This window comes from Desulfosoma caldarium (assembly GCF_003751385.1).
Classification (GTDB): domain Bacteria; phylum Desulfobacterota; class Syntrophobacteria; order Syntrophobacterales; family DSM-9756; genus Desulfosoma; species Desulfosoma caldarium.
Map to the genome: position 1 here is coordinate 129,908 of NZ_RJVA01000013.1, position 23,228 is coordinate 153,135.

Consider the following 23,228-nt stretch of genomic DNA (forward strand, 5'->3'; position numbering starts at 1 on the left):
GTGAGGGGGGACTCGAGGCTTCCAAAGCTCAGGGCGCGGGCATAAAAAACCAGCTGAGGGTCTAGGTTATCGGTGCAGGGAGCCCCGGAATTTCTTCAGCCGCATTGGATGCGTATGCCGTCGAATGAGCTTTCCGCGTTCTTGACCGTGTCGCCTTGAAAGCCGTCCACGACAGTGTAGACATTGGTCAAGCCGGCGGCGGCCAGCCGCGGTGGCTTCGGCGCTGCGGTGCCCCGAGCGGCACATGACCAAAAGAACGTCGTTGGGTTGAAATCGTGCTTTGTCCTGAGCTTCAAAGTTAAGGCGAACGGTTAGTCTTTGATGCAGGAAGTGCCGGGAATAAGGGTCTTGGTGGCGATGACGCCCGGGAGTTGGCGGATGTGGTCCTGCACAAACTGGGAGATGGTTTCCGCGTCGGAACTGAGAAGATCCCGGCGCAGCTGCACCTTGACCAAGAGATCCACATCGCCAAAGACGCTGTGAACCTCCCGAACCTCTTCCAACTCCAACAACTTTTCCACGATGCGGTTTTCTTTCTTGGCTTGCACGTTCATGAGTACAAAGGCCGTGATCGTTCGCTGCATTTCAGGATAGTGTTGGGCGTCCGAGTTTTTCATTTTTTCCCTGAAAGCCTCCATGTCGTCGGGAAGCATGTCGTTGAGGCCGATGCCGTATTGGCGCCGTTCACCTTTTTCCCATAGGCGCACGGACACGTAGGCGTAAAGGTCGGCGGTAGTTCGGCCCGGAAATTCTTCAGCCAGGCGAGCTCGGGACAATAGACCCGTCAGGGGACGGTAGATGTGGTGGTACCAATCCGCGGCCGCTTCCTGCAAAGTGATCTCAGGCCGTTCCTGTTCTCGAAGGTATTCCAGATGGCGCTCGATCTGGGACAAAAGCCGTTCGTATTGGCCGGGTTCGGTGAGGGAAATGTCCGCTTGAAGGCCTGTTACATCGAGAAAATGGGCGCGTTGTCTGTAGATGGCGTCCTGCAAATTGTCGCCGGAGGGGATGAATTCCACGATGTGGGCCAGGATTTCGTCATGGCCCAGGGCCTTGGCGGCTGCCACGCGGTGGTTTCCGTCTTCGACGTAGTAGGCGTCGCGAATCTGCCATAATTTCACGGGCGGCAGGACGGCTCCCTGGCGTAGGGCGGACTTGATCTGTTCGAGCCGCTCCGAAGGGGAGCGACTCCTTAATTGAAATCGTTCGTCAAAATCTTGGTATCGGCCCACACTGCCGACAATCTTAGCCAAGGGCACCGTGCGCAGGCCGCGATCTCGGCATTCAAAGGCGCCGTCCTTTCGCTGCAGGTCATGAAAGTCGTTGGCGCATGGGTTTTGGGGCGGTTTGGGGCCGAAAAGCCCAAGCCGAGCGATCCATCGTTTCATGGTCCGTGTCCACAATGTGCCAGCCGACGGTGTTGACAATGGTGGTGTCTCCAAGCCGAAGAAACCTCTGAGATGGCTCGCTGAAGGTGCGGTGCACGTGCCCGTGAAGAAACCACCGGGGCTGATGAGAACGAATGAAACGGACGAAACACTGAAACCCCCGGTGGCACAAGTCATCTCCGTCGCCAAAACCTCGAGGCGGCGCGTGGGCGAGGACGATGTCCACGCCGCCGTGCCACCAGATGAGCGGGCGCGTTTTCCAGACCGTCCAGCGCATCTGGGCTTCCGTGTACTGGATAGGTCCACCATTGTACCACATGGAGCCTTCAAAACCCACGATGCGCACCCCCTTGGTCTGCACGAGTCGACCATGAACATTGGTGGCGCCTTGGGGGGGACGCCGGGCATAGCGAAGGTCGTGGTTGCCTCGCACGTAGTAGACAGGCACGCGAAACACGTGTCCAAGGTAGGACAAATATTCCGGCGGCACATCACCGCAGGAGAGCACCGCATCCAGGGGTTCAAAGGCCTCGGGGTGCGCCACGGGGTAGAGTTCCGGGCTGACCACATCGGATACGATCAAAAAACGCATGGCGTGGGCTCCCGTAGCCTTGGTCGAGCCATTGGAAGGTTCATAGGCGGCTCGGCGCGGCAGCGGCATCATCTGGCGGCTGCGCAATGGGATAAAGCCCATCGCCGAGCCGCAAGGCAAATCGGGCGTGGTCTACGGGCTCAATCCACTGCGCCACCTGGTAGTAAGCGGGCCTAGAAAAACGCGCCGGAAAGCGACTCTGACGCACGCGGCAGTACAGCACGTTTTCCGGGCCGACCCACAGAGTGGATGGGTCGAGAATCTCGGTTTCTGAAAGGTGCTTGAATGTGAGCTGAATCTGAGCGCGACCGAATTCGTCGGTGAGGTGATCCACGCGGGTGATGACAAAGGGCGTATCGGCTACGGCAATGGGATAGAGCCGACCTTGCCATTCCAGAACGTAGCGCCCGTCACGGGTAAGGCGCAGGCATTGGTAAAAGGTTTCAAGAATTTCCTTGCGAATGATGGGGCGATTCCCGTAGAACCAATCCCCTTCTCGATCCACGAAAATGAGGACGTCTTCTTCGTTGGCTGGTGTCGCGTGCGCGTGGGCTTGATCAGACGGCAAAGTGTTGTCGCTCATGATGGCTCCTCTGAAGTGGCGCGTCGATTTTTCCCCTCAAAAGGCTTTTCGGCTGTCCAACAACAAGGTCACCGGACCGTCGTTGGTCAAATGAACGGCCATGGTTTCCTGAAAAATGCCGGTTTGGACGGGAACCTCCAGGGCCTTCACTTCCTGAACGAAGACTTCGTAGAGGCGGCGGGCCGGCTCGGATGGGGCGGCTTCTATGAAGGAAGGGCGGCGTCCCTTTCGGCAATCGCCCCAAAGAGTGAATTGGGACACAGCCAGAACGGCACCGCCCGTTTCCCGCACCGAACGGTTCAACTTGCCTTCCTTGTCGGCAAAGATCCGCAGATGCACGATCTTGTCCGCAAGGTAGCGGGCGTCCTGTTCGGTGTCGTCACGGCCAACGCCCAAAAACACCACCAGACCGTGGCCGATGGCCCCCACCGTGTGCCCTTTCACTTCCACGAAGGCTTGAGAAACCCGTTGCACGACGGCTCGCATGAGACCTTCCTTCAACGTTTTTGACCATGTCCACCGTCGCAGGATATAAAAGAGGCCCGCAGAATGGCAAACGGTTTTGACAAAGGAACCCAACCCATGACCCGCTCCCCGAGCGTGTTGCTCGTCAATCCCTGGATTACGGACTTTGCCGCCTATGATCTGTGGGCAAAACCCCTGGGACTGTTGCTACTGGGTGCCCTCATGCGTGAAGGCGGGTGCCGCGTCCATTTCATCGATTGCCTGCAGCGCCACGATCCGGACACGCAGGGCCGCCCCGACGTGCTGCCGGGCCGAGACGACGATTTTGGCACGGGAAAATATGACAAAATGCCCATTCCTGTTCCGGAGATTTTGGCCGACTTGGGCCGTCCCTTTTTTCGCTACGGCTTGCACCCGGAAAGCTTTCGAAAAAAGCTCCTGGAGGTGCCCAGGCCGAACCTGGTCTGCGTCACCAGCCACATGACCTATTGGTATCCCGGGGTTCAGGAAACCATCGCCCATATCCGCGACGTGTGGCCCGGGGTTCCCATATGGCTAGGAGGTATCTATGCTCGTCTCTGTACCCAGCACGCTCGCAAACACAGCGGCGCCGACCGGGTGATGGCCGGGTCGCTGGATCAGGTGGCCACGGCGCTGGAAGAGACTCTGGGCATTTCGCTCACGAACCGTGCGGCTTGGCACGATCTGAGTCGGGCTCCCGCACCCGCTCTGGACCTCATCCCCTCACCCACCTACGGGCCGCTTGTGTTGAGTCTTGGCTGTCCGTACCGGTGCCCGTATTGTGCATCATCGGTGCTGCACAAAGACCCGGTAACCTTTTCGGTCCAAAGTCTATGGGCGCAAGTGCAAAGCCTTCACGAACAAGCTGGAATACGCGACTTTGCCTTTTACGATGATGCGCTGCTCTATAACGGCAAAGCGGCATTGAAGCACCTTGTGCACAAGGTCCAACAGGCGGGTTATTCATTGAGGTTTCACACGCCCAACGCCCTTCATGTTCGGGCCTTGACGGATCAGGGTTGGTGCCGTCTTTTGTTCGAGGCAGGTTTTGTAACGCTTCGGCTCGGCTTGGAAACGACGCATGTGGAGCGCCAGCGCCAATGGGGCGGCAAGACGGACCTGGGGACCTTTGAGCGGGCCATGGAGGCGCTGCAGAACGCAGGTTTTTCTTCTCGGCATATCGGAGTCTACCTGCTTGCGGGGGTTCCCGAACAGACACCAGAGGAGGTGGCCGAAGGCATCGAGGTGGTTTTCAAGGCCAAAGCGCAGCCCTTTGTGGCGGAATTTTCTCCCATTCCCGGAACGGCCCTCTGGCCCGAAGCCGTGAAAAACAGCGCTTTTCCCTTGGAGGACGAACCCCTGACGCACAACAACTCTTTTTTTGCGCTGCGCCGTGCCGACTTTTCCCTCGAGGACCTTATGACCTTGAAGAAATTGGCCCGAGAGGCTCGCCGCGCGCTGGCCTTCGATCCTTCCATGTGCGAAAACACCGTGGGAAAATCGCAAACAGCGTAAGGTGCCAGGGCGGCACGGAGCCCTTCGGCAGAGCCGTTCCCCAAGGGGCCTTGTTCGGTCCGAACCCGAAAGCCTAAGGTTCGTGAAATATTTCTTGACCCCCCGACGCGTTGGCGCTATAAGTTCTTCCCTATCAATGGGATCCTTGCTGGCTCATGCGGTGCAGTAAGGCCATGGCTGGGCGAGAGGGGACAATGGTGCGTGACAAGGATCACAATCTTTGCGGTGAAGTCCCTGTCGGCGCAATGAGAACCTTGCACATGGGATCGCGCGAATGAACCCTTATGTTCCTGTCCTCATCATGCTGTTTTTGGCGGCGGCCACGGCCGCAGGGATGATCGCGGCGACGACCTACATCGGGCCCAAGAAGAAGTTTGCCGAAAAGATGGTGGTTTTCGAGTGCGGTGAAAGCCCCATCGTGAATCCCATGCAGCGGTTTTCGGTCAAGTTTTATCTCGTGGCCCTTTTCTTCGTGATCTTCGATATTGAAACCGTGTTTCTGTACCCGTGGGCGGTGTTGTTCAACGATCTAGGCTGGTTTGGCTTTGTGGAAATGATGCTCTTTGTCTTCATTCTGGCCATCGGCCTCATTTACATATGGCGAAGGGGAGCCTTGGAATGGGATTAAAACTGTCGCGGTGGCGAGCTACGCGTGAGCTGCGTGTTGGGCAAAGGGACAGTGGGGGGCCGGAGCGCCTTCTGGATGGCAGTGTGGTGTTGACGCGGTTGGAAGCGGCGGTCAACTGGGCCCGGAAGTACTCCTTTTTTCTGTATCCCTTCGTCACCGCGTGTTGTGGCATGGAATTCATGTCGGTTGCCGGCCCGCGCTACGACGTGGACCGATTTGGCGCCGCGCTGCCTCGGTTTTCTCCCCGCCAAGCCGATCTCCTAATGGTGGTGGGCACCATCAGCCACAAGCAGGCTCCCATTTTGGTCAAGGTCTACAACCAGATGGCGGAACCCAAATGGGTTCTCGCCTTTGGTGTGTGTGCCGTGTCCGGAGGATTTTACGACAACTACTCGGTGGTGCAGGGCATTGACACCCTGATTCCGGTGGACGTTTATGTGCCGGGCTGTCCGCCGCGTCCGGAGATGGTCTTGGATGGTCTTTTGCAGTTGCAGCAAAAGGTCAAGGAGGAGCGGTGGTCGGATTGGCCGCGGGGGCAAGCGCCCGTGAGTCGATGTTAGGGGCCGGTGGCAGACGAGGATATGGGGCTCATGGACGAAAGCGTCACGCTCAAGAAGCTGGCTCAAAAGTTTCCGGACGCCGTGGTCGGCACGCACCGGTATCGAGGCGACGACACGGCCATCGTCACCAAAGAAAAGATTCGAGATATCTGCCTGTTTCTCAGGGACGACCCGGACCTTCTCTACAACTTCATGATGGACCTCACGGTGGTGGACTATTTGGGGCGGGAGCCTCGGTTTGAGGTGGTCTACCATCTCTATTCCCTGGCACACAACCGGCGGGTTCGCCTCAAGGCTCTTGTGTCCGAATCCGACCTCACCATCGATTCCGTGGTACCGGTGTGGATTGCTGCCGATTGGTTTGAACGGGAAGCGTACGATATGTACGGCGTGATTTTTCAAGGGCATCCCAATTTGCGCCGCATACTGCTTTACGAAGGCTTTGAAGGGCATCCGCTGCGCAAGGACTATCCTCTGAAAAAGCGGCAACCTTTGATCGGCCCCGTCAACTAACACTCCAACGGGTATGCGCGAAGCCATGGCTGAGATTGCAAAAGACCTTCATACCGAACACATGGTCATCAACATGGGTCCCTCTCACCCGGTGACCCATGGCACGGTGAAGTTCCTGGTCACCCTGGAAGGGGAAACCATCGTGGACCTCGACGTGGAGATCGGCTACCTCCACCGAGGCTTTGAAAAGATGTGCGAAAACAGCACATGGCAGCAGGTCATGCCCTATACGGACCGGCTCAACTACGTCTCCCCTCTGATCAACAACACCGGTTATGCCCTGGCCGTGGAAAAGCTTTTAGGCATCGATGTGCCCGAGCGGTGCAAGTATCTGCGCGTGATTGCCTGCGAACTGTCGCGTCTTGCGGACCATCTGACCAACGTGGCGGCCGCCGGACTGGAACTGGGCGCCTTTACGGCCTTTCTCTATTTCGTAGAAGCTCGGGAACTGGTCTGGGACCTCATCGAATCCCTGTGCGGTGCTCGAGTGACCGTCAATTACGTGCGCATCGGCGGCCTCAAGAACGATCTTCCGGAACGGTTTGAAGAAAAAGTCCGCGATGTTTTTCGAGAAGTGCGGCGGCTGTGGAAGGATGTGGACAAGCTTCTGACCAAAAACCGCATCTTTATCGATCGCATGCGGGGCGTGGGCGCCATTTCCGCCGAAGAAGCCATTGCCTACGGGTTTACTGGGCCGTGCCTGAGGGCTTGTGGCGTGCCCTACGATGTGCGCAAGGCGCAGCCTTATCTGGTCTACGATCGCATGGACTTTGAGGTGCCCATCGGCGAAACGGGCGACAATTTCGACAAGTACTTGGTGCGCATGGAAGAGATGCAGCAAAGCATGCGCATTGTGGAACAGGCTTTGGCCCAGATGCCCGATGGGCCCATCAACGTGCGCATGCCTCAGGTGCGCATGGAACCCAAGGAAAAGATCTACACCCGCATCGATTCTCTTATTTACCACTTTAAGACGGTCATTGAGGGCATCAAGCCCCCACCCGGTGAAGTGTATCAGGCCGTGGAAGGCGGAAACGGAGAGTTGGGATTTTATCTGGTGAGCGACGGCAGTGGCAAGCCGGTCAAGTGCCGTGTGAGGCCGCCATGTTTTGCCTTGACCGCGGCCATGCCGAGGCTGGTCAAGGGTCGGTTGCTTGCCGATATCGTTCCCACATTCGACATGATCAACATGATCGGCGGAGAATGCGATAGATAGCCATGGCTGCAGACCTCATCGAATCCGTTGCCAAGATTCTCTTCATCTTCGGGGTCAACGTGGGCGTGTTTGCACCCATTTTAGGGTGGGTGGAGAGAAAGCAGAGCGCCGTAATGCAGGACCGCATCGGTGCCAATCGTGCCGACATTTTAGGCTTTACGGCCATCGGGCTTTTCCATTCCCTTGCCGATGCCATTAAGCTGCTCACCAAGGAAGACTTCGTTCCCGACAATGCCAGTAAGTTTTTTCACACTCTGGCGCCGTTCATTTCCTTGGTTCCGGCCATTGCCGCCTTTGCCATCGTGCCCTTTGGAGGCCGATACGAACTGTTCGGGCGTGAAATCCATCTGGTCATTGCGGACCTGGATGTGGGGATTCTCTATGTGTTCGCTCTGGCGGGTCTGGCCACCTACGGCACGGTGCTGGCGGGCTGGTCGTCTCGAAGCAACTGGTCCCTATTGGGAGGCCTTCGTGCCTCGGCCCAGATGCTTTCCTACGAAGTGGCCATGGGTTTGAGCATCATCGGCCTGATCATGGTCTACGGGACACTCAAGCTCACCGAAATTGGAGCCATTCAGGAAAACTTCTTTCGCTGGGGCATCTTTTTGCAACCTGTGGGTTTCATCATTTTCATGACCTGCGCCATTGCAGAAAACAAGCGTATACCGTTTGACATTCCGGAAGCGGAATCCGAGCTCGTGGCCGGGTACTTTACCGAATACAGCGGCATGAAGTTCATCATGTTTTGGATGGCTGAATTCTTGGAGATGGTGACCATCAGTGCTGTGGTGACCACGTTGTTTTTTGGGGCCTGGCACATTCCCTTTGTCACGGACGCCATGTTGCTGTCGTGGTTTGCCCCTGCAGGGCCCAACGGTGCCGCTGCTTTGGCCATGCTGGTCAACATCGCCGTGTTTTTTGCCAAGGTTTCCTTTTTCATCTGGCTGCAAATGACCATCCGGTGGACGCTTCCGCGCTTCCGATATGACCAGGTCATGCGAATGTGTTGGAAGATGTTGCTGCCGCTTTCCCTCATCAACCTCTCCATAACCGGGCTGGTGGTTTTGTTGCGATGAAGACAATGACAGGATTGGAACACAGCGCGTCTTCCGTGCAGGTCGGTATTCCCGCGGCGATTCTGAAGCCAAAAAAGGTGCGACGCCGCCTGGACATGACCTTGTGGGAAAAACTCTATGTTGCGGAAATCGTGCGCGGGCTGGTGGTGACCAGCAAGCATTTCTTCATCAACATGATTGGGTTCATCTTCCCACCGGCCGGAAAGAAGCGCAAAGTCTTTACCGTCTACTACCCGGAAGAAAAGCTCACGCTGCCTCCGGCCTACCGAGGACGGCCCGTGCTGGTGGCCGATGCGGCCGGAGAGGCCAAATGTGTGGCGTGCGGTTTGTGTGAAAAGATGTGCCCGGCCCATGCCATTTCCATCGTGGCGGCAGAAAAGGCGCCCGGGGAACGCTACCCCGAGCGCTACACGCTGGATCTGGGCCGGTGCGTCTATTGTGGGTATTGCGAGGAGGTGTGTCCCAAGGAAGCCATCGTCATGAGTGATGAATACCAGGGGCTTGCGCAAAGAGATCGAAGCCGGCTGGTTTTTGAAAAGGAGCAGTTGCTGAGGCCGGAGGGGAAAGTCAAGGCGCGTCTTACTTATGTGAGAAGGATATACTCCAAATGGAACTACTGATCTTCTATGCCTTCTGCGTGGGGGCGGTGGTTTCGGCCCTGCTGATGGTGACGACCAAACGGCCGGTGCACGCGGCCATGAGCCTGGTGGCGACCATGTCTTTTCTGGCGGGCCTCTACGCCCTTCTGAACGCGCACCTGATTGCCGTCTTGCAGCTCATCGTCTATGCCGGCGCCATCATGGTGCTGTTCCTCTTTGTCATCATGCTCTTGAACATCGAGGAAAAGGAAGGAAAGCTCGCGAAAAACGCTTTTTTCATTCAGCTGGCGGGCACCGTGGTGGTTGGCATTCTCATGGTGGCCATGGTGGTCCTCATGAATCGGCTGGGGCCTTCGGTGACGTCCATGGAGGTGGATCCAAGCTTTGGTACCACCAAGGCCGTGGGCTGGATGCTTTTTACCAAGTACCTGCTGCCGTTTGAAATTGCGTCCGTGCTGTTGTTGGCAGCAATTGTGGGGGCGGTGATTCTAGCCAAGAGGAGGATAGACAATTCGAAGGCTTAAAGGAGAGCCGATCGGGTTGTCGGGTGGAGCCTATGGTTTCGTTAAACGCATACCTCATGCTGGGCGCGGTCTTGTTTACCATCGGTGCGGTGGGCGTGCTGGCGCATCGCAATGCCTTGATCATCTACATGTGCATTGAATTGATGCTCAACGCCGTGAACCTCACCATCGTGGCGTATTCGCGGTTTCTCAACAGCTTGGACGGTCATGTGTATGTGTTCATGATCATGACCGTGGCTGCGGCCGAGGCGGCCGTGGGGTTGGCGATTCTCATTGCGCTTTTCCGCAACAAGCCGACCGTCGATGTGGACGAAATCCATTTAAGCAAAGGTTAGGAAGGACGTGGAAACTATTCTGTCGATCAAACCCTTGCTGGCCGTGCTGGTGTCACTTCTGGCGGTGCCTCTGATCCTGAAGACCGGCGACGAGAAACCCAACCTAAGGGAATTCTGGTCGGTTCTGGCCGGGCTTCTCAAGTTTTCCATCGTCATTTCCATGGCCCCGGCGATTCTGTCCGGGCACACCATCGAGTGCACTCTGGTGGAAGGCTTTTACAAAGGCATCGACCTTAAATTTCGCGTGGACGCCTTTGGGCTGCTTTTCGCCACGGTTTCGTCTTTTCTGTGGATCGTGACAACCTTTTACTCCATTGGGTACATGCGAGCGGGCAAGGAACATGCCCAAACGCGCTACTTTAGCTGTTTTGCCATTAGTCTTTCCGCCACCATGGGTGTTGCCTTCTCGGCCAATTTGGTGACCTTGTTCCTGTTCTATGAAATTCTGAGCCTGGCGACGGTGCCTCTAGTCGGCCACAAGGAAACCGGTGAGGCTTTGGAAGGCGCCACCAAGTACTTTTTGTACCTGCTGGGTTTGTCCAAGACGCTCCTATTGGCCGGTGTCATTATCGTCTACATCACAGCAGGAACCACGGATTTTCAACCGGGCGGGTTGCTGCGGCATCAAGCGGGATCGACCCTGCTTTTCGCCTCTTTTTTCCTGTTCTTGTTTGGCTTTGCCAAAGGTGCTGTGATGCCCTTTCACAACTGGCTCCCTTCAGCCATGGTGGCGCCAACTCCGGTCAGCGCTTTGCTCCATGCCGTGGCCGTGGTGAAGGTGGGCGTGTTTTCGATTTTACGGGTGGTGTTCCACATTTACGGCGTTGATCTCATGAGCCGCATGAATTTGGGAATCACGGCAGCGTATGTGGTCTCCTTCACCATCATCATGGCCTCAGTGGTTGCTCTCACCAAGGACAACCTCAAGGCGCGACTGGCGTACTCCACGGTGAGCCAGCTTTCTTACGTCATCTTGGGTGCGGTGTTGCTGACGCCTAGCAGCATGGTAGGCGGCATCATCCACATCGCCAACCACGCCTTTTCCAAAATCACCCTGTTCTTTTGCGCGGGCTCGCTCTACGCCTGTGCCCACAAGACGGAAATCAGCCAGCTGTCGGGCATCGGCAAAAAGATGCCGTGGACCATGGCCGCCTTTTTCATAGCGTCCTTGAGTATGATCGGGGTGCCGCCGGCGGCGGGATTTACGAGCAAGTGGTTCCTGGCCCTTGGATCCATTGAAGCACATGCCGTGCCGATTCTCATGGTTCTCGTCATGAGCACCCTGTTGAATGCAGCCTACTTCTTGCCGATCACCTACAAGGCTTTTTTTGAAAAGGAAAACCAGGCGCACGGTGCCGAAGGCCATGGGCACGGCCATGGAGACGGGCACCATGAGGAAGTTCGGGAACTGAAATTCGTCGTGGTTCCTTTGGTACTGACGGCCATCATTTCCCTGCTCATCGGCATTTTTCCCGACTACTTCCTCACTTTGGCCCAGGAGGTGATTCGATGATTCGAAAGCTCGTCCTGTTTATCGGGGACCCGGCCAATTCCAAAAAGGTGAAGAAGATCGGGATCGCCATGCTCATCGTGACCTTTATTTCCGACTTCTTCGTTCATCGGGAACACGTCCATTACATCTGGGACAGGATTCCTGGCTGGGGGGCGCTCTACGGGTTTGTTTCGTGTGTGATCATCATTTTGGCATCCAAGTTCTACGGGCATCAGTGCCGCATCATGAGGGACGAGGATTACTACAATGACTGAGTGGATTCACCCGTCCGTCTTCTACATTCCTGGCGCATTTCTTCTTCCGTTCTTGCGAGGGCGGATGCAAAAGGCGGGAATGCTGCTGATCCCTCTTTTGGGCACGGCGGCCATGTACCTCATGATGCACCTGCCCCACGGCACGTACTGGACGTGGAATTTCCTGGGTCAGTCCATGATCTTTGGGTCCGTGGACAAACTCAGCATCGTCTTCGGGTGGGTGTTTGTCATCATGTCGTTCATCGGCATGGTCTACGCCCTGCACGTGGACGACGCGGGCCAGCATGTGGCTGCGTTGCTCTACGTGGGCGGGTCCCTGGGGGTCACCTTTTCCGGTGATTATCTGACGCTGTTTATCTTTTGGGAACTCATGGCCTTTTCGTCCGCGTATCTCGTCTTTGCGCGGCGCGAACCGGAAGCCATTCGCGCAGGATTCCGATACATCCTGGTGCATGCCTTTGGCGGCGTGTGCCTTCTCGGTGGCGTAGTACTGCATTACCTGAACGGCGGCTCCATGCTGGTGGGGCCTCTGGAACAGGACGGCAGTCTGGCCTTTTACATGATGCTTATCGGCGTCATCATCAACGCAGCCGTGCCGCCGCTCCATGCGTGGCTAACCGACGCGTATCCTGAGGGGACCGTGACGGGCTCCGTCTTTATGTCCGCCTTCACCACTAAGACGGCGGTCTATGTGCTGGTCCGCGTCTTTCCCGGCACCGAACTCTTAGTGTACCTTGGAACCATCATGGCGCTCTACGGTGTCGTCTACGCAGTGCTGGAAAACGATGCGCGTCGCCTGCTCGCCTACCACATTGTCAGCCAGGTGGGCTACATGGTCACGGGCGTGGGTATCGGCACGGAAATGTCTCTGAACGGGTCGGTCTCGCACGCCTTTGCCCACATCCTTTACAAAGGGTTGCTTTTCATGGGAGCCGGCGCCGTCATTCACATGACCGGGCGGCGAAAGCTCACGGAACTGGGCGGTCTTTACCGGACCATGCCCATTACGCTGGTGCTCTACATGATTGGAGGCTTCGCCATTTCTGCGTTTCCACTCTTTAGTGGCTTTGTCACAAAATCCATGGTGGTGGCAGCCGCCAGCGCCGATCACCGACCTTTGGTGGCGCTGCTCCTTACCATGGCCTCATCGGGAACCTTTCTTCACACGGGTTTGAAGCTTCCCTATTATATGTTCTTTGGCAAGGATTCCGGCTTGGAAGCTAAGGAACCGCCCGCCAATATGATCTGGGGCATGTCCATTGCCGCTTTCCTATGTATTGCCATTGGGTGTTTTCCCAAGCCCCTATATGACCTGCTGCCGTTCCCTGTGGATTTTGATCCCTACACGGGCGATCATGTGACCAGTGCTCTGGGCATTCTGCTTTTTACCGGGCTTGGCTTCTTCATGCTGCTGAAGAAGTTGGATCCTGAGCCGACCATCAGCATCGATACGGACTGGTTCTATCGCAAGGGCAGCCGTGTGTTTATGTGGGTGGCCAGTCGGCCTGTGGCCAAGACGGACACCTACATTGGGGATATTTACAAGACGTGGTTTTCCCGGTTCATATTATTTTTCTCGGACATTCTGGCGCGCATCATGGATGTTCGAGGCATTGACGGGGCGGTGAACGGCATCGCCAATCTTTTCTTGGCGGCTTCGCGGTGGATGCGCACCACGACGACCGGGTTCGTGCGGCAATATGCGGCGACGATGCTCATCGCCGGCATCGTCATTCTGGGCTATTACCTCTTCTCCACTTTGATGAGTCTATGATGAATGCTGCGAATTATCCCATCCTGTCGGTGACCACGTTTCTTCCACTTTTGGGCGTGGCCTTGGTGTGTCTCATTCCGAGCCGTCACCAAAGGGCCATTCAATGGGCGGCCTTTTTGGTGACCGTGGCGACCTTTCTCGTGTCGCTGCAGCTCTATTTTCAGTTCGACACCACCACATGGCAGATGCAATTCGTGGAAGACGCGCCGTGGATTCCTCAGTTTGCCATTCGCTACCAGATGGGGATCGACGGCATCAGTCTGCTCCTTGTGCTCCTGACCACCTTTCTTTCCGCCGTCGCCGTGTTGTCCACGTGGAGCGCTGTGACGGAAAGGGTCAAGGCGTACATGGCGTCCCTGTTGCTCCTGGAAACGGGGATGATCGGTGTCTTTTGCGCCCTGGACTTCATTCTGTTCTATGTGTTTTGGGAAGTCATGCTCATCCCCATGTATTTCATCATCGGCATCTGGGGGGGGCCTCGGCGCATCTATGCGGCTGTGAAGTTCTTCATCTACACCATGAGCGGCAGCGTGCTCATGTTGGTGGCTATTCTCGTGCTTTACTTCATGCACCATGAGGCCACGGGCACGTTCAGCTTTCATATTTTGGACTACCATAAATTGGGCCTGCCGGCCCACCTGCAGATGTGGTTGTTCTTGGCTTTTGCGATCGCGTTTGCCATCAAGGTGCCCATGTTTCCGTTCCATACATGGCTTCCCGACGCCCACGTGGAAGCGCCCACGGCGGGCAGCGTCATTCTGGCCGGCATCTTGCTGAAAATGGGCACTTACGGGTTTCTGCGGTTCTGCTTGCCCATGTTTCCCCAGGCCACCCTGTTCTTTGTGCCGCTCATTCTCGTCCTGGCTCTGATCGGCATCATCTATGGAGCCTTGGTGTCTTTGGCGCAGGACGATGTCAAGAAGCTGGTGGCCTACTCCAGTGTGAGCCACTTAGGCTACTGCATGTTGGGTATGTTTGCCTTAAACGTGGACGGTATCAAGGGCAGTCTTATTCAGATGATCAACCACGGGTTGAGCACGGGGGCTCTGTTCTTGATTGTCGGGATTCTCTATGAACGGCGCCACACGAGGATGATTTCCGAATACGGGGGCCTCATGAAGGTGATGCCCATGTTTGCCTTCATCTTTCTCTTGGTGGCTTTTTCATCCATGGGGGTTCCCGGTACCAACGGGTTTGTCGGCGAACTGCTCATTCTCATCGGGGCCTTTCAGGCCTCGTTGAAATTCGGCCTGATCGCGACTGTGGGCTTGATCCTTGGAGCGGTCTACCTTATTTGGACGGTCAAACGGGTCACCTACGGCCCCATTACCAAGGAAGAGAACCGCACGTTGAAAGACATGACGGCGCGGGAATACGCCTACATGCTTCCGGTGATGCTTTTTATCTTTTGGATCGGGCTTTATCCCAAACCTTTCCTTCGAACCATGGATGCGTCGGTGAGCCATCTTCTGGAATCGGTCCAGGCACAGCGCACAGCGCAGACCGTTCCTCAGGGACCGGTGTGGTTTCAGCATCTTTTTGCCAAAGTCGATCGTCAACTGCTGACAAAGGGCCAAGGGCGGTAACTTATGGAACAGGTGATGAGCAGCATCAGTCTGAGCGCGATTGCTCCGGAGTTGGTTCTGGTCGCTTGCGGGTTGATCGTGTTAATGATTCAAGCTGTCGTCGGAAGAAAATATCCCGATTCTTTTGCCTACGTCTCCTTGCTGGGCGTGGCGGCCGCTTTGGTCTTGGTTTGGAAGCAGCCTGGGCCCTTTGAGGCGAGGATTATCGAATATTTCTTTATGGACATGTGGGTGGTGGACAATTTTTCTCGTTTCTTCAAGATCATCTTTCTTCTCGGGACCGGCCTGACCGTGCTCATTTCCATAAAATACCTGCACAATGAAGCGATGCAGCACAGCGAATACTACGCCCTGATGCTCATGTGCACCGTGGGCATGATGGTCATGGCCAGTGCGTCGGAACTGATCACCATCTTTCTGGGCGTGGAACTCATGTCCATCTCCCTTTACGCCCTGACGGGGTACACGAGAACGCGGATGCTGGCCAATGAAGCGGCCATCAAGTATTTCATTCTGGGATCCTTTGCGTCGGCCTTTCTCATTTATGGCATTGCCTTGATTTATGGGACAACGGGCACGTCGCAAATTCCCGCCATCGCCGAGTTTCTGGCCAAGGCCGGCAGTGGAGCGAGCGTGCTGGTCATGGGTATGGCGCTTATTCTCATCGGCTTTGCCTTCAAGACGGCGGCGGTTCCCTTTCACATGTGGGCGCCGGATGTCTACGAAGGCGCACCGGCTCCCGTGACCGGCTTCATGTCGGCGGGCCCGAAGGCAGCGGCCTTTGCGGCCTTTGTGCGCATCTTCATGGAGGCGTTGCCCGGGTTGCAGACGGATTGGGTCATGGTCATCTGGATTCTCGCGGCTCTGACCATGACGGTCGGCAACGTCATTGCTCTGGTGCAGGAAAACATCAAGAGAATGCTTGCCTATTCGAGCATTGCCCATGCGGGGTATGTGCTGGTGGCCTTTCTTGCCGCGGGAGAGCTGGGCCTGACGAGTATTCTCTATTACATGTTGGTTTATACTTTTATGAATCTTGGGGCCTTTGCGGTGATTACGATGCTGGCGGGCGCTGGGGAATCCCGCGTCAGGGTAGACGATTACCGAGGCGTGGGATACAAGCATCCCGTGGCGGCCTTGGCCATGAGCTTGTTCCTGTTCTCTTTGGCGGGCATTCCGCCCACAGGGGGGTTTCTGGGCAAGTTTTACATCTTTTCTGCGGCCGTCAAACAGGGTTTTATCTGGCTGGCCATCATCGGTGTGTTGAACAGTGTGGTCTCCGTCTATTACTACCTTAGGGTTACGGTGGCCATGTACATGCAACCTGCGGCACAACCTGAAGATGTGCCGGCGGCGACGGCCCTGTCCCCGGCCCTCATTATTGCGGTGTGCATTTCCGCCTATGGCGTCTTGACGTTGGGGCTGTTTCCTTCAAGCTATGTGGCCATTGTCAAGGCGTCCTTCCTCTCCTTTCTCTAAGGCCCGCCCGCAAGGGTTTTCATAGCGCTCGATTCGGGCTAGACTAGTGCGCAAGGCACGGCGAAAGGCATGTTGGTCTAACAAGAGAGAGAAAGCCATGAGTTCGGTGAAGCTGACAATTGATGGGCGGGAGCTGGCGGTCGCCGTCGGAAGCAGCATCCTCGATGCGGCTAAGGCCGCAGGCATTTCAATTCCAACCCTATGCTATCATGAGCGGTTAAATCCCATCGGGTCATGCAATCTGTGCGTGGTGGAAGTTCAGGGGAAGACCAGTCCCGTGCAAGCGTGTAAAACCGCGGTGGAAGACGGGATGGTCGTGACTACCGATTCCGAGCTTTTACAAAGCATGCGGCACAAAGCCCTGCAGCGCCTTTTGGCGCATCATCCCTTGGATTGCCCTGTCTGTGACAAGGCCGGGGACTGCCGATTGCAGGATCTGGTTTTTGAACTGGGCGTGACCGCGGAACAATACGAAGAACCCAAAGAGCGGAGCGAGGTCGCCTACGCGACGCCACTTATTAAGTACTGGCGGGATCGATGCGTGTTGTGCCAGCGCTGTGCGTCGGCGTGCCGGGAAATCAAGGGCCAGGGTGCCATAGATTTTATCGAAACCAACGGCACGCTGGAGATGAAGGTCACGCCGGAAAAGTGCGTCTCTTGTGGTGAGTGCCTGCAAGTGTGCCCGACGGGTGCGCTTACGGAGAACCTCAGCCCTTTGAAGGCGCGTACCTTCACCGGGAAGAAGGTACCAACCACGTGCACGTACTGCGGGTGCGGCTGTCAAGTCGAGCTGAACGTTTTGGAAAATCGCGTGGTCGCGGTGAACGGGCGTCATGACCCGGACATCAATGAGGCGAGTTTGTGCGTCAAGGGCCGATTCGGCTACGAGTTTATTGCCAGCCCAGAGAGGCTGACCAAGCCACTGATACGACGCGGCGAGGGCTTCGTGGAAGTCGGCTGGAACGAAGCTTTGGATGAGGTTGCCAAGAACTTGTCGCGCATCAAGGCGGAGTACGGGCCCGACGCCATTGGGGGCTTCGCATCGGCTAAGTGCACGAATGAAGACAATTACGTGTTTCAGAAGTTCATGCGCGCGGTGATCGGCACCAACAATGTTGATCATTGCGCCCGTCTCTGACACAGCTCCACGGTGGCAGGTCTTGCCGCCACGTTTGGAAGCGGGGCCATGACGAATCCTTTCAAGGATGTGCTCCGTTCCGGGGTGATCTTGCTGACGGGAACGAACACCACGGCCAATCACCCTATCATTGCCAATTATATTCACGAAGCGGTAACCAAACACGGGGCGAAGCTCATCGTGGTGGATCCGCGCCGGATTAAGCTTGTGGACATTGCGACCCTATGGCTGCAGCCTGCGGTCGGCACCAATGTGGCCTGGATCAATGGGCTCATGCATGTCATCATCAAAGAAAATCTGTACAACAAGGCATATGTGGAGGAGCGCACGGAGGGGTTTGAAGAGCTCAAAGCATGCCTGCAAAAGTACACACCCAAGGCCGTTGCCAAGATCACGGGTTTGAAGGAAAAGGAGATTGTCGCGGCGGCTCGCCTCTTTGCCACCTCTGGGCCTGGGTCCATTTTATACGCCATGGGCATTACCCAGCACACGTCCGGAACCGACAATGTCAAATCCCTCGCGGCCCTTTCCATGCTTTGCGGCTATGTGGGGGTTCCCGGCGGCGGCGTGTGTCCGCTCCGCGGCCAGAACAACGTGCAAGGGGCCTGCGACATGGGAGGCTTGCCCAACGTCTATTCCGGCTACCAGGTCGTAACGTCGGAAGAGATTCGGCAGAAGTTTGAAAAAGCCTGGAATGTGCCGAAACTTCCCGATAAGGTGGGCATGACCGTGACCGAAATGGGCCTGGCGGCGGGCAAGACCATTAAGGCGCTCTACATCATGGGTGAAAACCCTGTGCTCAGCGACGCGGACATCAACCATGCCGAAAAGGCCTTGGCATCCCTAGATTTTCTGGTGGTTCAGGACATCTTTATGACCGAGACGGCGAAGCTGGCCCATGTGGTGCTGCCCAGCGCCTGTTTTGCGGAAAAGGATGGCACCTTTACCAACACCGAACGCAAAGTGCTTCGGGTGCGGAAGGCTGTGGATCCACCTGGGGAGGCCAAGGATGACTGGTGGATTACGGCAGAGATTGCCAAACGCATGGGGTATTCCATGGCCTATGATGGGCCGGAAGCTATCATGAAGGAAATCAACGCCGTGACCCCAAGTTACGGCGGTATCACCTATGAACGGCTGGAAAAGGGCGGGCTGGCGTGGCCGTGTCCGACCACGGATCATCCGGGAACGCCCATACTGCATGTGGGACGGTTTGCGCGAGGCAAAGGCGCCTTTTTTGCCATCGACTACAAGCCGCCGGCAGAACCCACGGATGAGGAGTACCCCTTCGTGCTCACGACGGGCCGCGTCCATTGGCATTACCACACCGGGACCATGACTCGAAAGGGTAACGCCCTAACACGCCTCTACCCTGAACCTTTGGCTGAAATCAATGCCCAGGACGCCAAGCGGCTCAAAATTGCCGACGGAGAACTGGTGCGCATCTCGTCCCGCCGAGGTTCCATCACCATCAAGGCCATGGTCTCCAAGATTACGGCCAAGGGGGTTGTCTTCGTGCCGTTCCACTTTTACGAAGCGGCGGCCAACAAACTCACCATCAACGCTCTGGATCCCGTCGCAAAGATTCCGGAATTAAAAGTCTGCGCCGTCAAGGTGGAGAAAGCCGCTTAAAGGGTACGGCACCACTGTTAAACGGGGTCCCCGGTCCAAGCGCAACGCATGGATCGGGGATTTGCATCTCAGAGCCGGCGAAACATTCTAGACGGCGTTTCGATGTTGGATTGCCCGGACAGCGATGTCGGACGCTGTGCGTCTGAGTGCTCAGCATCATGCTTTAACCGCTGTCCCGGCAAAGTTGGAGGATGCGATGTCCGTTTCTTGGAAAACCATTGGACTAATTTGCTGCCTCAGCTTCGTGGTGGCTGGGGTTACGCTAGGACCTTCGGGCAAGCCGGCTTGGGGTTCGAACAATTCTTGGGCTGCCGAAGAGCCAAAGACGGATGAAAAAGACCATGACGAAGCCAAGCGACCGCTGGTGATTGTGCCAAAGGAACCAGTGCCACCATTGAAGACAGAAAGAATCGACGAAACGGCAAAAAAGATTGGATCGACACTTGACAACATGAGCGAGAAAGCTTCCAGGCGTTTGGGCACTTGGGTCAATGCCAGGTTATTTTTTGGAATCAGCTGGTTGAAGCTCCTGTTCTGCCTTGGTCTTGTCTTTGCCGTTGTGGTTTTTGAGCGGCTGGTGCGCTTTGTTGTGCGTCGGAAGCTGCAGATGATTCAGGACACCAAAGGTAGTGAAAGTTGGCAGTTTTTGATCTTGGAAACTGTGCGAACGCCACTGACCCTTTTCATTTGGGTTTACGGCATCTACGCGGCGCTTTCCCCGTTATTTGGGCACTTTCAGGCACCCGACGGCACGAACCTGGTCCATTTGGTGGCAAGCCGAAGTGCCGATTTGGGCGGTATCATCGTGCTCATTTGGATTGTCTTTCGCCTGGCGACGGTGGTGGATGTTCGTCTGAAAAAATGGGCTGCCACCACGGAAAGTACCATCGATGACATGTTGGTTCCTCTGGTGGGCAAAAGCTTGCGCATCTTCGTGATAGCCATTGGTGCTGTGATGGTGCTCCAGACTATGACCGGAATCGACTTGGGACCGCTCATCGCGTCTTTGGGCATTGGAGGTTTGGCGCTGGCTTTGGCGGCCAAAGAATCGGTGGCCAATTTCTTTGGCACGCTGACCATCCTGTTTGACAAGCCCTTTCAGGTCAATGATCGCATCCTGGTGGACGGTTATGACGGCGTGGTGGAATCCGTGGGCTTTCGCAGCACTCGGATAAGAACGCTCACGGGCCATCTGGTGACGGTGCCCAACGAAAGAATCGTCAGCTCAACTATTGAAAATATCACCAGACGCCCCCATATTCGATGGTTGACCAATATCACCATCACCTATGATACGCCGCCGCACAAGGTGGAACGTGCCGTGGAGATCCTTAACAAGATTCTTGAAAATCACGAAGGTATGCATCCGAATTTTCCGCCCAGGGTTTACTTTAACGGTTTTAATGATTGGAGCCTCAATATCATGGTCATTGCCTGGTATCATCCACCGAATTACTGGGACTTCCAGGCTTGGTTACAAAAAACCTGTTTGGCGATCCTGAAGGCTTTTAACGAAGAAGGAATCGATTTCGCCTTTCCGACGCGGACCCTTTATCTGGCCAACGACGATCGCAGACAGCTCAAGCTGAAAATGCTTCGAGGCACCACAGATGTGCCCATCACAGAAGGTTGAGTTTTTTCAGCTTGGCGTAAAGCGTGTTTCGGCCGATGCCGAGAGCCCGGGCGGCTTGCGAAATGTTGCCTTGAAAATGGGCGTAGGCCTGGCGAATCGATTCCGCTTCGCGCCGCCTCAAGTTGAAGTCGAGGTGGTCGCAAGAGCCCGGCGCGGGACCATCCTTTTGGACAATGGCTTCGGGAAGACAGTCTGCGGAAAGGACATCGTTGGGCATCAGGGCCACGGCCGCCTCGATGGCGTGGCGTAGCTCCCTCACGTTGCCCGGCCAATGGTACCGGTGGAGGGCGTCGTAGAAATCGGGGAGCACGGCCCGAACGCGCCGCGCCAATGTCTTCGAATAGAGCGTAAGAAAATGCTGCACCAACAATTCCAGGTCTTCTTTTCTTTCCCGCAAGGGCGGCAGCGCAATGCGGACCACTTGGAGGCGGTAGAACAGGTCTTCGCGGAACAAGCCATCAGCCACCCTTTGCGCCAAGTCGCGATGGGTCGCTGCGATGATGCGCACATCCACTTTGATGGGCTTGTTGCCTCCGACACGGGTCACCTGACCGTCTTCCAGAACCCGCAGGAGATTTACCTGCATGTCCAGAGGCATCTCGGCGATCTCATCCAAAAAAAGTGTACCGCTGTCGGCCGATTCAAACAAGCCACGGCTTCCTCCGCGGCGTGCTCCTGTGAACGCCCCCTCCTCGTACCCGAACAAAACGCTCTGAATAAGCCCGGATGGGATGGCTCCACAGTTCACGGCCACAAAGGGCCCGGCTTTTCTTCGACTTGCCTCGTGAATGGCCCGGGCCAGGACTTCTTTCCCGGTGCCGCTTTCGCCCACAAGGAGCACCGTCGTGTCGGTGCGTGCCACGCGGCGGGCCACATCCACGGCTCGACAAATGGCGCGGCTGCGCCCTAGCACTTTCTGAAAAGGATCCTTCGTCGAACGAGAAGAGGATGACCCTTTGGGTGAAAAGTGGGGTTCTTGAAGAATGAGCAGGAAACCCATGACGGTGCCGTTGGGGCTGCTCATGGCATGTGCAAAGACGGGCAGTGCGGGGTTCGTGTGGCATCGCACGGCCCTCACCCTTTTTTCGGGTTCTGCGATGTTTTTGGCGAAGGCCTTAAAGCTTCGAGGAAGGTCGAACCAGAGCTCTGCCTTGGCTCCTCGCCATTGGCCGGGCGGTATGCCCAATAGATCGGCAGCTGCGTTGTTGCCTTCCAGGATTCGACCCTCGGGATCCACCAGTACCAGGCCCGCACTCGTGGCGCCGAAAAGTTTTTGCACCAGGTTGAAAGCGCGAAACATCTGCTGCGCCGCTTCGATGCGATACAGACGGCTTTCAATGTGCCGTGCGCCATGAAGGGCCAGTTCCAGCGCCTGCCTGTGATCGGAATCCATAGGACCGGATATGTCCAACACTGCGACCGGCTTACCATCCCAGCCAAATATGGGAGCGGCGGAACAGATCCATCCGTGATGGCTTTCGCAGAAGTGTTCCCGGCCTTTCACTTGAAGAGGATGGCAACATTGGAGCGCGGTGCCTATGGCGTTGGTGCCCACACTGGCTTCCGACCAGTTGGCGCCGGGGCCAAAGTTCAGCCGGTCGGCGGCCGTCAAGGCCTTCACGTCGCCGAACATGCCCAAAAGATATCCTCGTTCTTCGCTGATGGTCACCAAAAGGCCGCGGTCACGAATGAGCTCGTAGATTTCCATCTGCATATCCAGGGTGATATCCCGAAGGAATCGAAAAGCTTCGCCCAGTTCGGCGTCGGAGCGGATATCGCGACATTTGCCCTGCGAGGGATCTACACCGTTTTCTCGGCACCGGGACCAGGATCGAAGGATGACATCGCGAATGCCGTCGGCGCAAAGCCCTTGAAGCACATAGTCCTTCCAGGTCTTCAGGTCCAAGGTGTGCGCGGACAAGATGAGGGGTGATGACTTCGTTGCACCACTTCGCTTGGGAACCCTTTTGGAAGGAATGATCTGAAATCGCGAGCCCTGCCAGATCAATTCGTACATGGTTCCCACCTCCTTGAGAAAGGAAGAAACCGTGAGCGCTCGCCTCGAGGAGCTTCCAAAGCTTGCTCAAAAGCTCATTTTTCTTCTTTTCTAGAACGAAGCTCCTTGCCTGTCCAAGACTTTTTGAAGGCGACGACATGGTTGCCAAGACGTGTTCGATAACCGAACAGGCTTTCTTGCGCCCGGG

General features: G+C 56.3%; 21 protein-coding genes. 16 read left to right on the forward strand and 5 right to left on the reverse strand.

What is annotated here, in order from left to right; genetic code table 11:
* Positions 1–311: 311 nt before the first annotated feature.
* The 4 genes from EDC27_RS10920 to dtd are packed head-to-tail and all read right to left on the reverse strand — an operon-like array spanning position 312 to position 3,049.
* The gene (locus tag EDC27_RS10920) at positions 312–1,388 is read right to left on the reverse strand and encodes an Lrp/AsnC ligand binding domain-containing protein (protein ID WP_123290659.1); all 1,077 of its coding nucleotides are present in this window, start codon (positions 1,386–1,388) and stop codon (positions 312–314) included.
* Entirely contained in the window at positions 1,312–1,980 is a 669-nt protein-coding gene (locus tag EDC27_RS10925; protein WP_170161767.1) for a metallophosphoesterase family protein, read from the reverse strand. The genes EDC27_RS10920 and EDC27_RS10925 overlap by 77 nt, the downstream gene beginning before the upstream one ends.
* Before the next feature lie 40 nt (positions 1,981–2,020).
* On the reverse strand, positions 2,021–2,563 hold the full coding sequence (locus EDC27_RS10930; protein WP_123290661.1) for a DUF1285 domain-containing protein: 543 nt from the start codon (positions 2,561–2,563) through the stop codon (positions 2,021–2,023).
* A gap of 36 nt (positions 2,564–2,599) precedes the next feature.
* Positions 2,600–3,049: a D-aminoacyl-tRNA deacylase gene (gene dtd, locus EDC27_RS10935; RefSeq protein ID WP_123290662.1), complete on the reverse strand. Its 450-nt coding sequence runs from the start codon at positions 3,047–3,049 to the stop codon at positions 2,600–2,602.
* 96 nt (positions 3,050–3,145) lie between these two features.
* Between dtd and EDC27_RS10940 the strand changes: the two genes are divergently transcribed.
* The 16 genes from EDC27_RS10940 to EDC27_RS11015 all read left to right on the forward strand — a co-directional run bounded on the left by EDC27_RS10940 (position 3,146) and on the right by EDC27_RS11015 (position 21,024).
* Positions 3,146–4,564: a B12-binding domain-containing radical SAM protein gene (locus EDC27_RS10940; protein ID WP_170161768.1), complete on the forward strand. Its 1,419-nt coding sequence runs from the start codon at positions 3,146–3,148 to the stop codon at positions 4,562–4,564.
* A 274-nt stretch (positions 4,565–4,838) separates the two neighbouring features.
* Entirely contained in the window at positions 4,839–5,192 is a 354-nt protein-coding gene (locus EDC27_RS10945) for an NADH-quinone oxidoreductase subunit A (RefSeq protein ID WP_123290664.1), read from the forward strand.
* Positions 5,183–5,752, forward strand: a complete 570-nt coding sequence (locus tag EDC27_RS10950; RefSeq protein WP_123290665.1) for an NADH-quinone oxidoreductase subunit B — start codon at positions 5,183–5,185, stop codon at positions 5,750–5,752. The genes EDC27_RS10945 and EDC27_RS10950 overlap by 10 nt, the downstream gene beginning before the upstream one ends.
* 30 nt (positions 5,753–5,782) lie before the next feature.
* Positions 5,783–6,265: an NADH-quinone oxidoreductase subunit C gene (locus EDC27_RS10955; RefSeq protein ID WP_123290666.1), complete on the forward strand. Its 483-nt coding sequence runs from the start codon at positions 5,783–5,785 to the stop codon at positions 6,263–6,265.
* 25 nt (positions 6,266–6,290) lie between these two features.
* Positions 6,291–7,481, forward strand: coding sequence for an NADH-quinone oxidoreductase subunit D (locus EDC27_RS10960; RefSeq protein ID WP_123290945.1), 1,191 nt, complete (start codon positions 6,291–6,293; stop codon positions 7,479–7,481).
* A gap of 2 nt (positions 7,482–7,483) precedes the next feature.
* Positions 7,484–8,557, forward strand: a complete 1,074-nt coding sequence (gene nuoH / locus EDC27_RS10965; RefSeq protein WP_123290667.1) for an NADH-quinone oxidoreductase subunit NuoH — start codon at positions 7,484–7,486, stop codon at positions 8,555–8,557.
* Positions 8,554–9,177 carry a NuoI/complex I 23 kDa subunit family protein gene (locus EDC27_RS10970; protein ID WP_211334874.1) on the forward strand — a complete coding sequence of 208 codons (624 nt, stop codon included), beginning with the start codon at positions 8,554–8,556 and terminating at the stop codon, positions 9,175–9,177. Before nuoH ends, EDC27_RS10970 begins: the two co-directional genes overlap by 4 nt.
* On the forward strand, positions 9,165–9,680 hold the full coding sequence (locus EDC27_RS10975) for an NADH-quinone oxidoreductase subunit J family protein (RefSeq protein WP_123290669.1): 516 nt from the start codon (positions 9,165–9,167) through the stop codon (positions 9,678–9,680). Before EDC27_RS10970 ends, EDC27_RS10975 begins: the two co-directional genes overlap by 13 nt.
* 32 nt (positions 9,681–9,712) lie before the next feature.
* Positions 9,713–10,015 (forward strand): NADH-quinone oxidoreductase subunit NuoK, encoded by a 303-nt coding sequence (gene nuoK, locus EDC27_RS10980; protein WP_123290670.1) that lies wholly within the window; start codon positions 9,713–9,715, stop codon positions 10,013–10,015.
* Between the two features lie 7 nt (positions 10,016–10,022).
* Positions 10,023–11,528 carry a monovalent cation/H+ antiporter subunit D family protein gene (locus EDC27_RS10985; RefSeq protein ID WP_123290671.1) on the forward strand — a complete coding sequence of 502 codons (1,506 nt, stop codon included), beginning with the start codon at positions 10,023–10,025 and terminating at the stop codon, positions 11,526–11,528.
* On the forward strand, positions 11,525–11,782 hold the full coding sequence (locus tag EDC27_RS10990) for a hypothetical protein (protein ID WP_123290672.1): 258 nt from the start codon (positions 11,525–11,527) through the stop codon (positions 11,780–11,782). Before EDC27_RS10985 ends, EDC27_RS10990 begins: the two co-directional genes overlap by 4 nt.
* A complete protein-coding gene (locus EDC27_RS10995) occupies positions 11,775–13,556 on the forward strand; it encodes a Na(+)/H(+) antiporter subunit D (RefSeq protein WP_123290673.1) in 1,782 nt (593 codons plus the stop codon). The genes EDC27_RS10990 and EDC27_RS10995 overlap by 8 nt, the downstream gene beginning before the upstream one ends.
* Complete coding sequence (locus EDC27_RS11000) at positions 13,556–15,142, forward strand: NADH-quinone oxidoreductase subunit M (protein ID WP_123290674.1); 1,587 nt, start codon at positions 13,556–13,558, stop codon at positions 15,140–15,142. Before EDC27_RS10995 ends, EDC27_RS11000 begins: the two co-directional genes overlap by 1 nt.
* Positions 15,143–15,157: 15 nt before the next feature.
* Positions 15,158–16,621, forward strand: a complete 1,464-nt coding sequence (locus EDC27_RS11005; RefSeq protein ID WP_245994470.1) for an NADH-quinone oxidoreductase subunit N — start codon at positions 15,158–15,160, stop codon at positions 16,619–16,621.
* 97 nt (positions 16,622–16,718) lie between these two features.
* Complete coding sequence (fdhF, locus tag EDC27_RS11010) at positions 16,719–19,391, forward strand: formate dehydrogenase subunit alpha (RefSeq protein WP_123290676.1); 2,673 nt, start codon at positions 16,719–16,721, stop codon at positions 19,389–19,391.
* 394 nt (positions 19,392–19,785) lie between these two features.
* The gene (locus EDC27_RS11015; RefSeq protein ID WP_245994473.1) at positions 19,786–21,024 is read left to right on the forward strand and encodes a mechanosensitive ion channel family protein; all 1,239 of its coding nucleotides are present in this window, start codon (positions 19,786–19,788) and stop codon (positions 21,022–21,024) included.
* Here EDC27_RS11015 and EDC27_RS11020 read toward each other — a convergent pair.
* Positions 21,011–23,041 carry a sigma-54-dependent Fis family transcriptional regulator gene (locus EDC27_RS11020; RefSeq protein ID WP_123290677.1) on the reverse strand — a complete coding sequence of 677 codons (2,031 nt, stop codon included), beginning with the start codon at positions 23,039–23,041 and terminating at the stop codon, positions 21,011–21,013. The two genes, EDC27_RS11015 and EDC27_RS11020, sit on opposite strands and share 14 nt — an antisense overlap.
* Between the last annotated feature and the right edge of the window lie 187 nt (positions 23,042–23,228).

Coding starts and splice junctions, on each gene's coding strand:
- EDC27_RS10975 (WP_123290669.1), top strand. CDS start 9,165: ATGGAACTACTGATCTTCTATGCCTTCTGCGTGGGGGCGGTGGTTTCG.
- EDC27_RS10940 (WP_170161768.1), top strand. CDS start 3,146: ATGACCCGCTCCCCGAGCGTGTTGCTCGTCAATCCCTGGATTACGGAC.
- EDC27_RS10955 (WP_123290666.1), top strand. CDS start 5,783: ATGGACGAAAGCGTCACGCTCAAGAAGCTGGCTCAAAAGTTTCCGGAC.
- EDC27_RS10945 (WP_123290664.1), top strand. CDS start 4,839: ATGAACCCTTATGTTCCTGTCCTCATCATGCTGTTTTTGGCGGCGGCC.
- EDC27_RS10990 (WP_123290672.1), top strand. CDS start 11,525: ATGATTCGAAAGCTCGTCCTGTTTATCGGGGACCCGGCCAATTCCAAA.
- nuoK (WP_123290670.1), top strand. CDS start 9,713: ATGGTTTCGTTAAACGCATACCTCATGCTGGGCGCGGTCTTGTTTACC.
- EDC27_RS10925 (WP_170161767.1), bottom strand. CDS start 1,980: ATGCGTTTTTTGATCGTATCCGATGTGGTCAGCCCGGAACTCTACCCC.
- EDC27_RS10960 (WP_123290945.1), top strand. CDS start 6,291: ATGGCTGAGATTGCAAAAGACCTTCATACCGAACACATGGTCATCAAC.
- EDC27_RS10950 (WP_123290665.1), top strand. CDS start 5,183: ATGGGATTAAAACTGTCGCGGTGGCGAGCTACGCGTGAGCTGCGTGTT.
- EDC27_RS11020 (WP_123290677.1), bottom strand. CDS start 23,041: ATGTACGAATTGATCTGGCAGGGCTCGCGATTTCAGATCATTCCTTCC.
- EDC27_RS10995 (WP_123290673.1), top strand. CDS start 11,775: ATGACTGAGTGGATTCACCCGTCCGTCTTCTACATTCCTGGCGCATTT.
- EDC27_RS10920 (WP_123290659.1), bottom strand. CDS start 1,388: ATGAAACGATGGATCGCTCGGCTTGGGCTTTTCGGCCCCAAACCGCCC.
- EDC27_RS11005 (WP_245994470.1), top strand. CDS start 15,158: ATGAGCAGCATCAGTCTGAGCGCGATTGCTCCGGAGTTGGTTCTGGTC.
- EDC27_RS11000 (WP_123290674.1), top strand. CDS start 13,556: ATGAATGCTGCGAATTATCCCATCCTGTCGGTGACCACGTTTCTTCCA.
- nuoH (WP_123290667.1), top strand. CDS start 7,484: ATGGCTGCAGACCTCATCGAATCCGTTGCCAAGATTCTCTTCATCTTC.
- dtd (WP_123290662.1), bottom strand. CDS start 3,049: ATGCGAGCCGTCGTGCAACGGGTTTCTCAAGCCTTCGTGGAAGTGAAA.
- EDC27_RS10930 (WP_123290661.1), bottom strand. CDS start 2,563: ATGAGCGACAACACTTTGCCGTCTGATCAAGCCCACGCGCACGCGACA.
- EDC27_RS10970 (WP_211334874.1), top strand. CDS start 8,554: ATGAAGACAATGACAGGATTGGAACACAGCGCGTCTTCCGTGCAGGTC.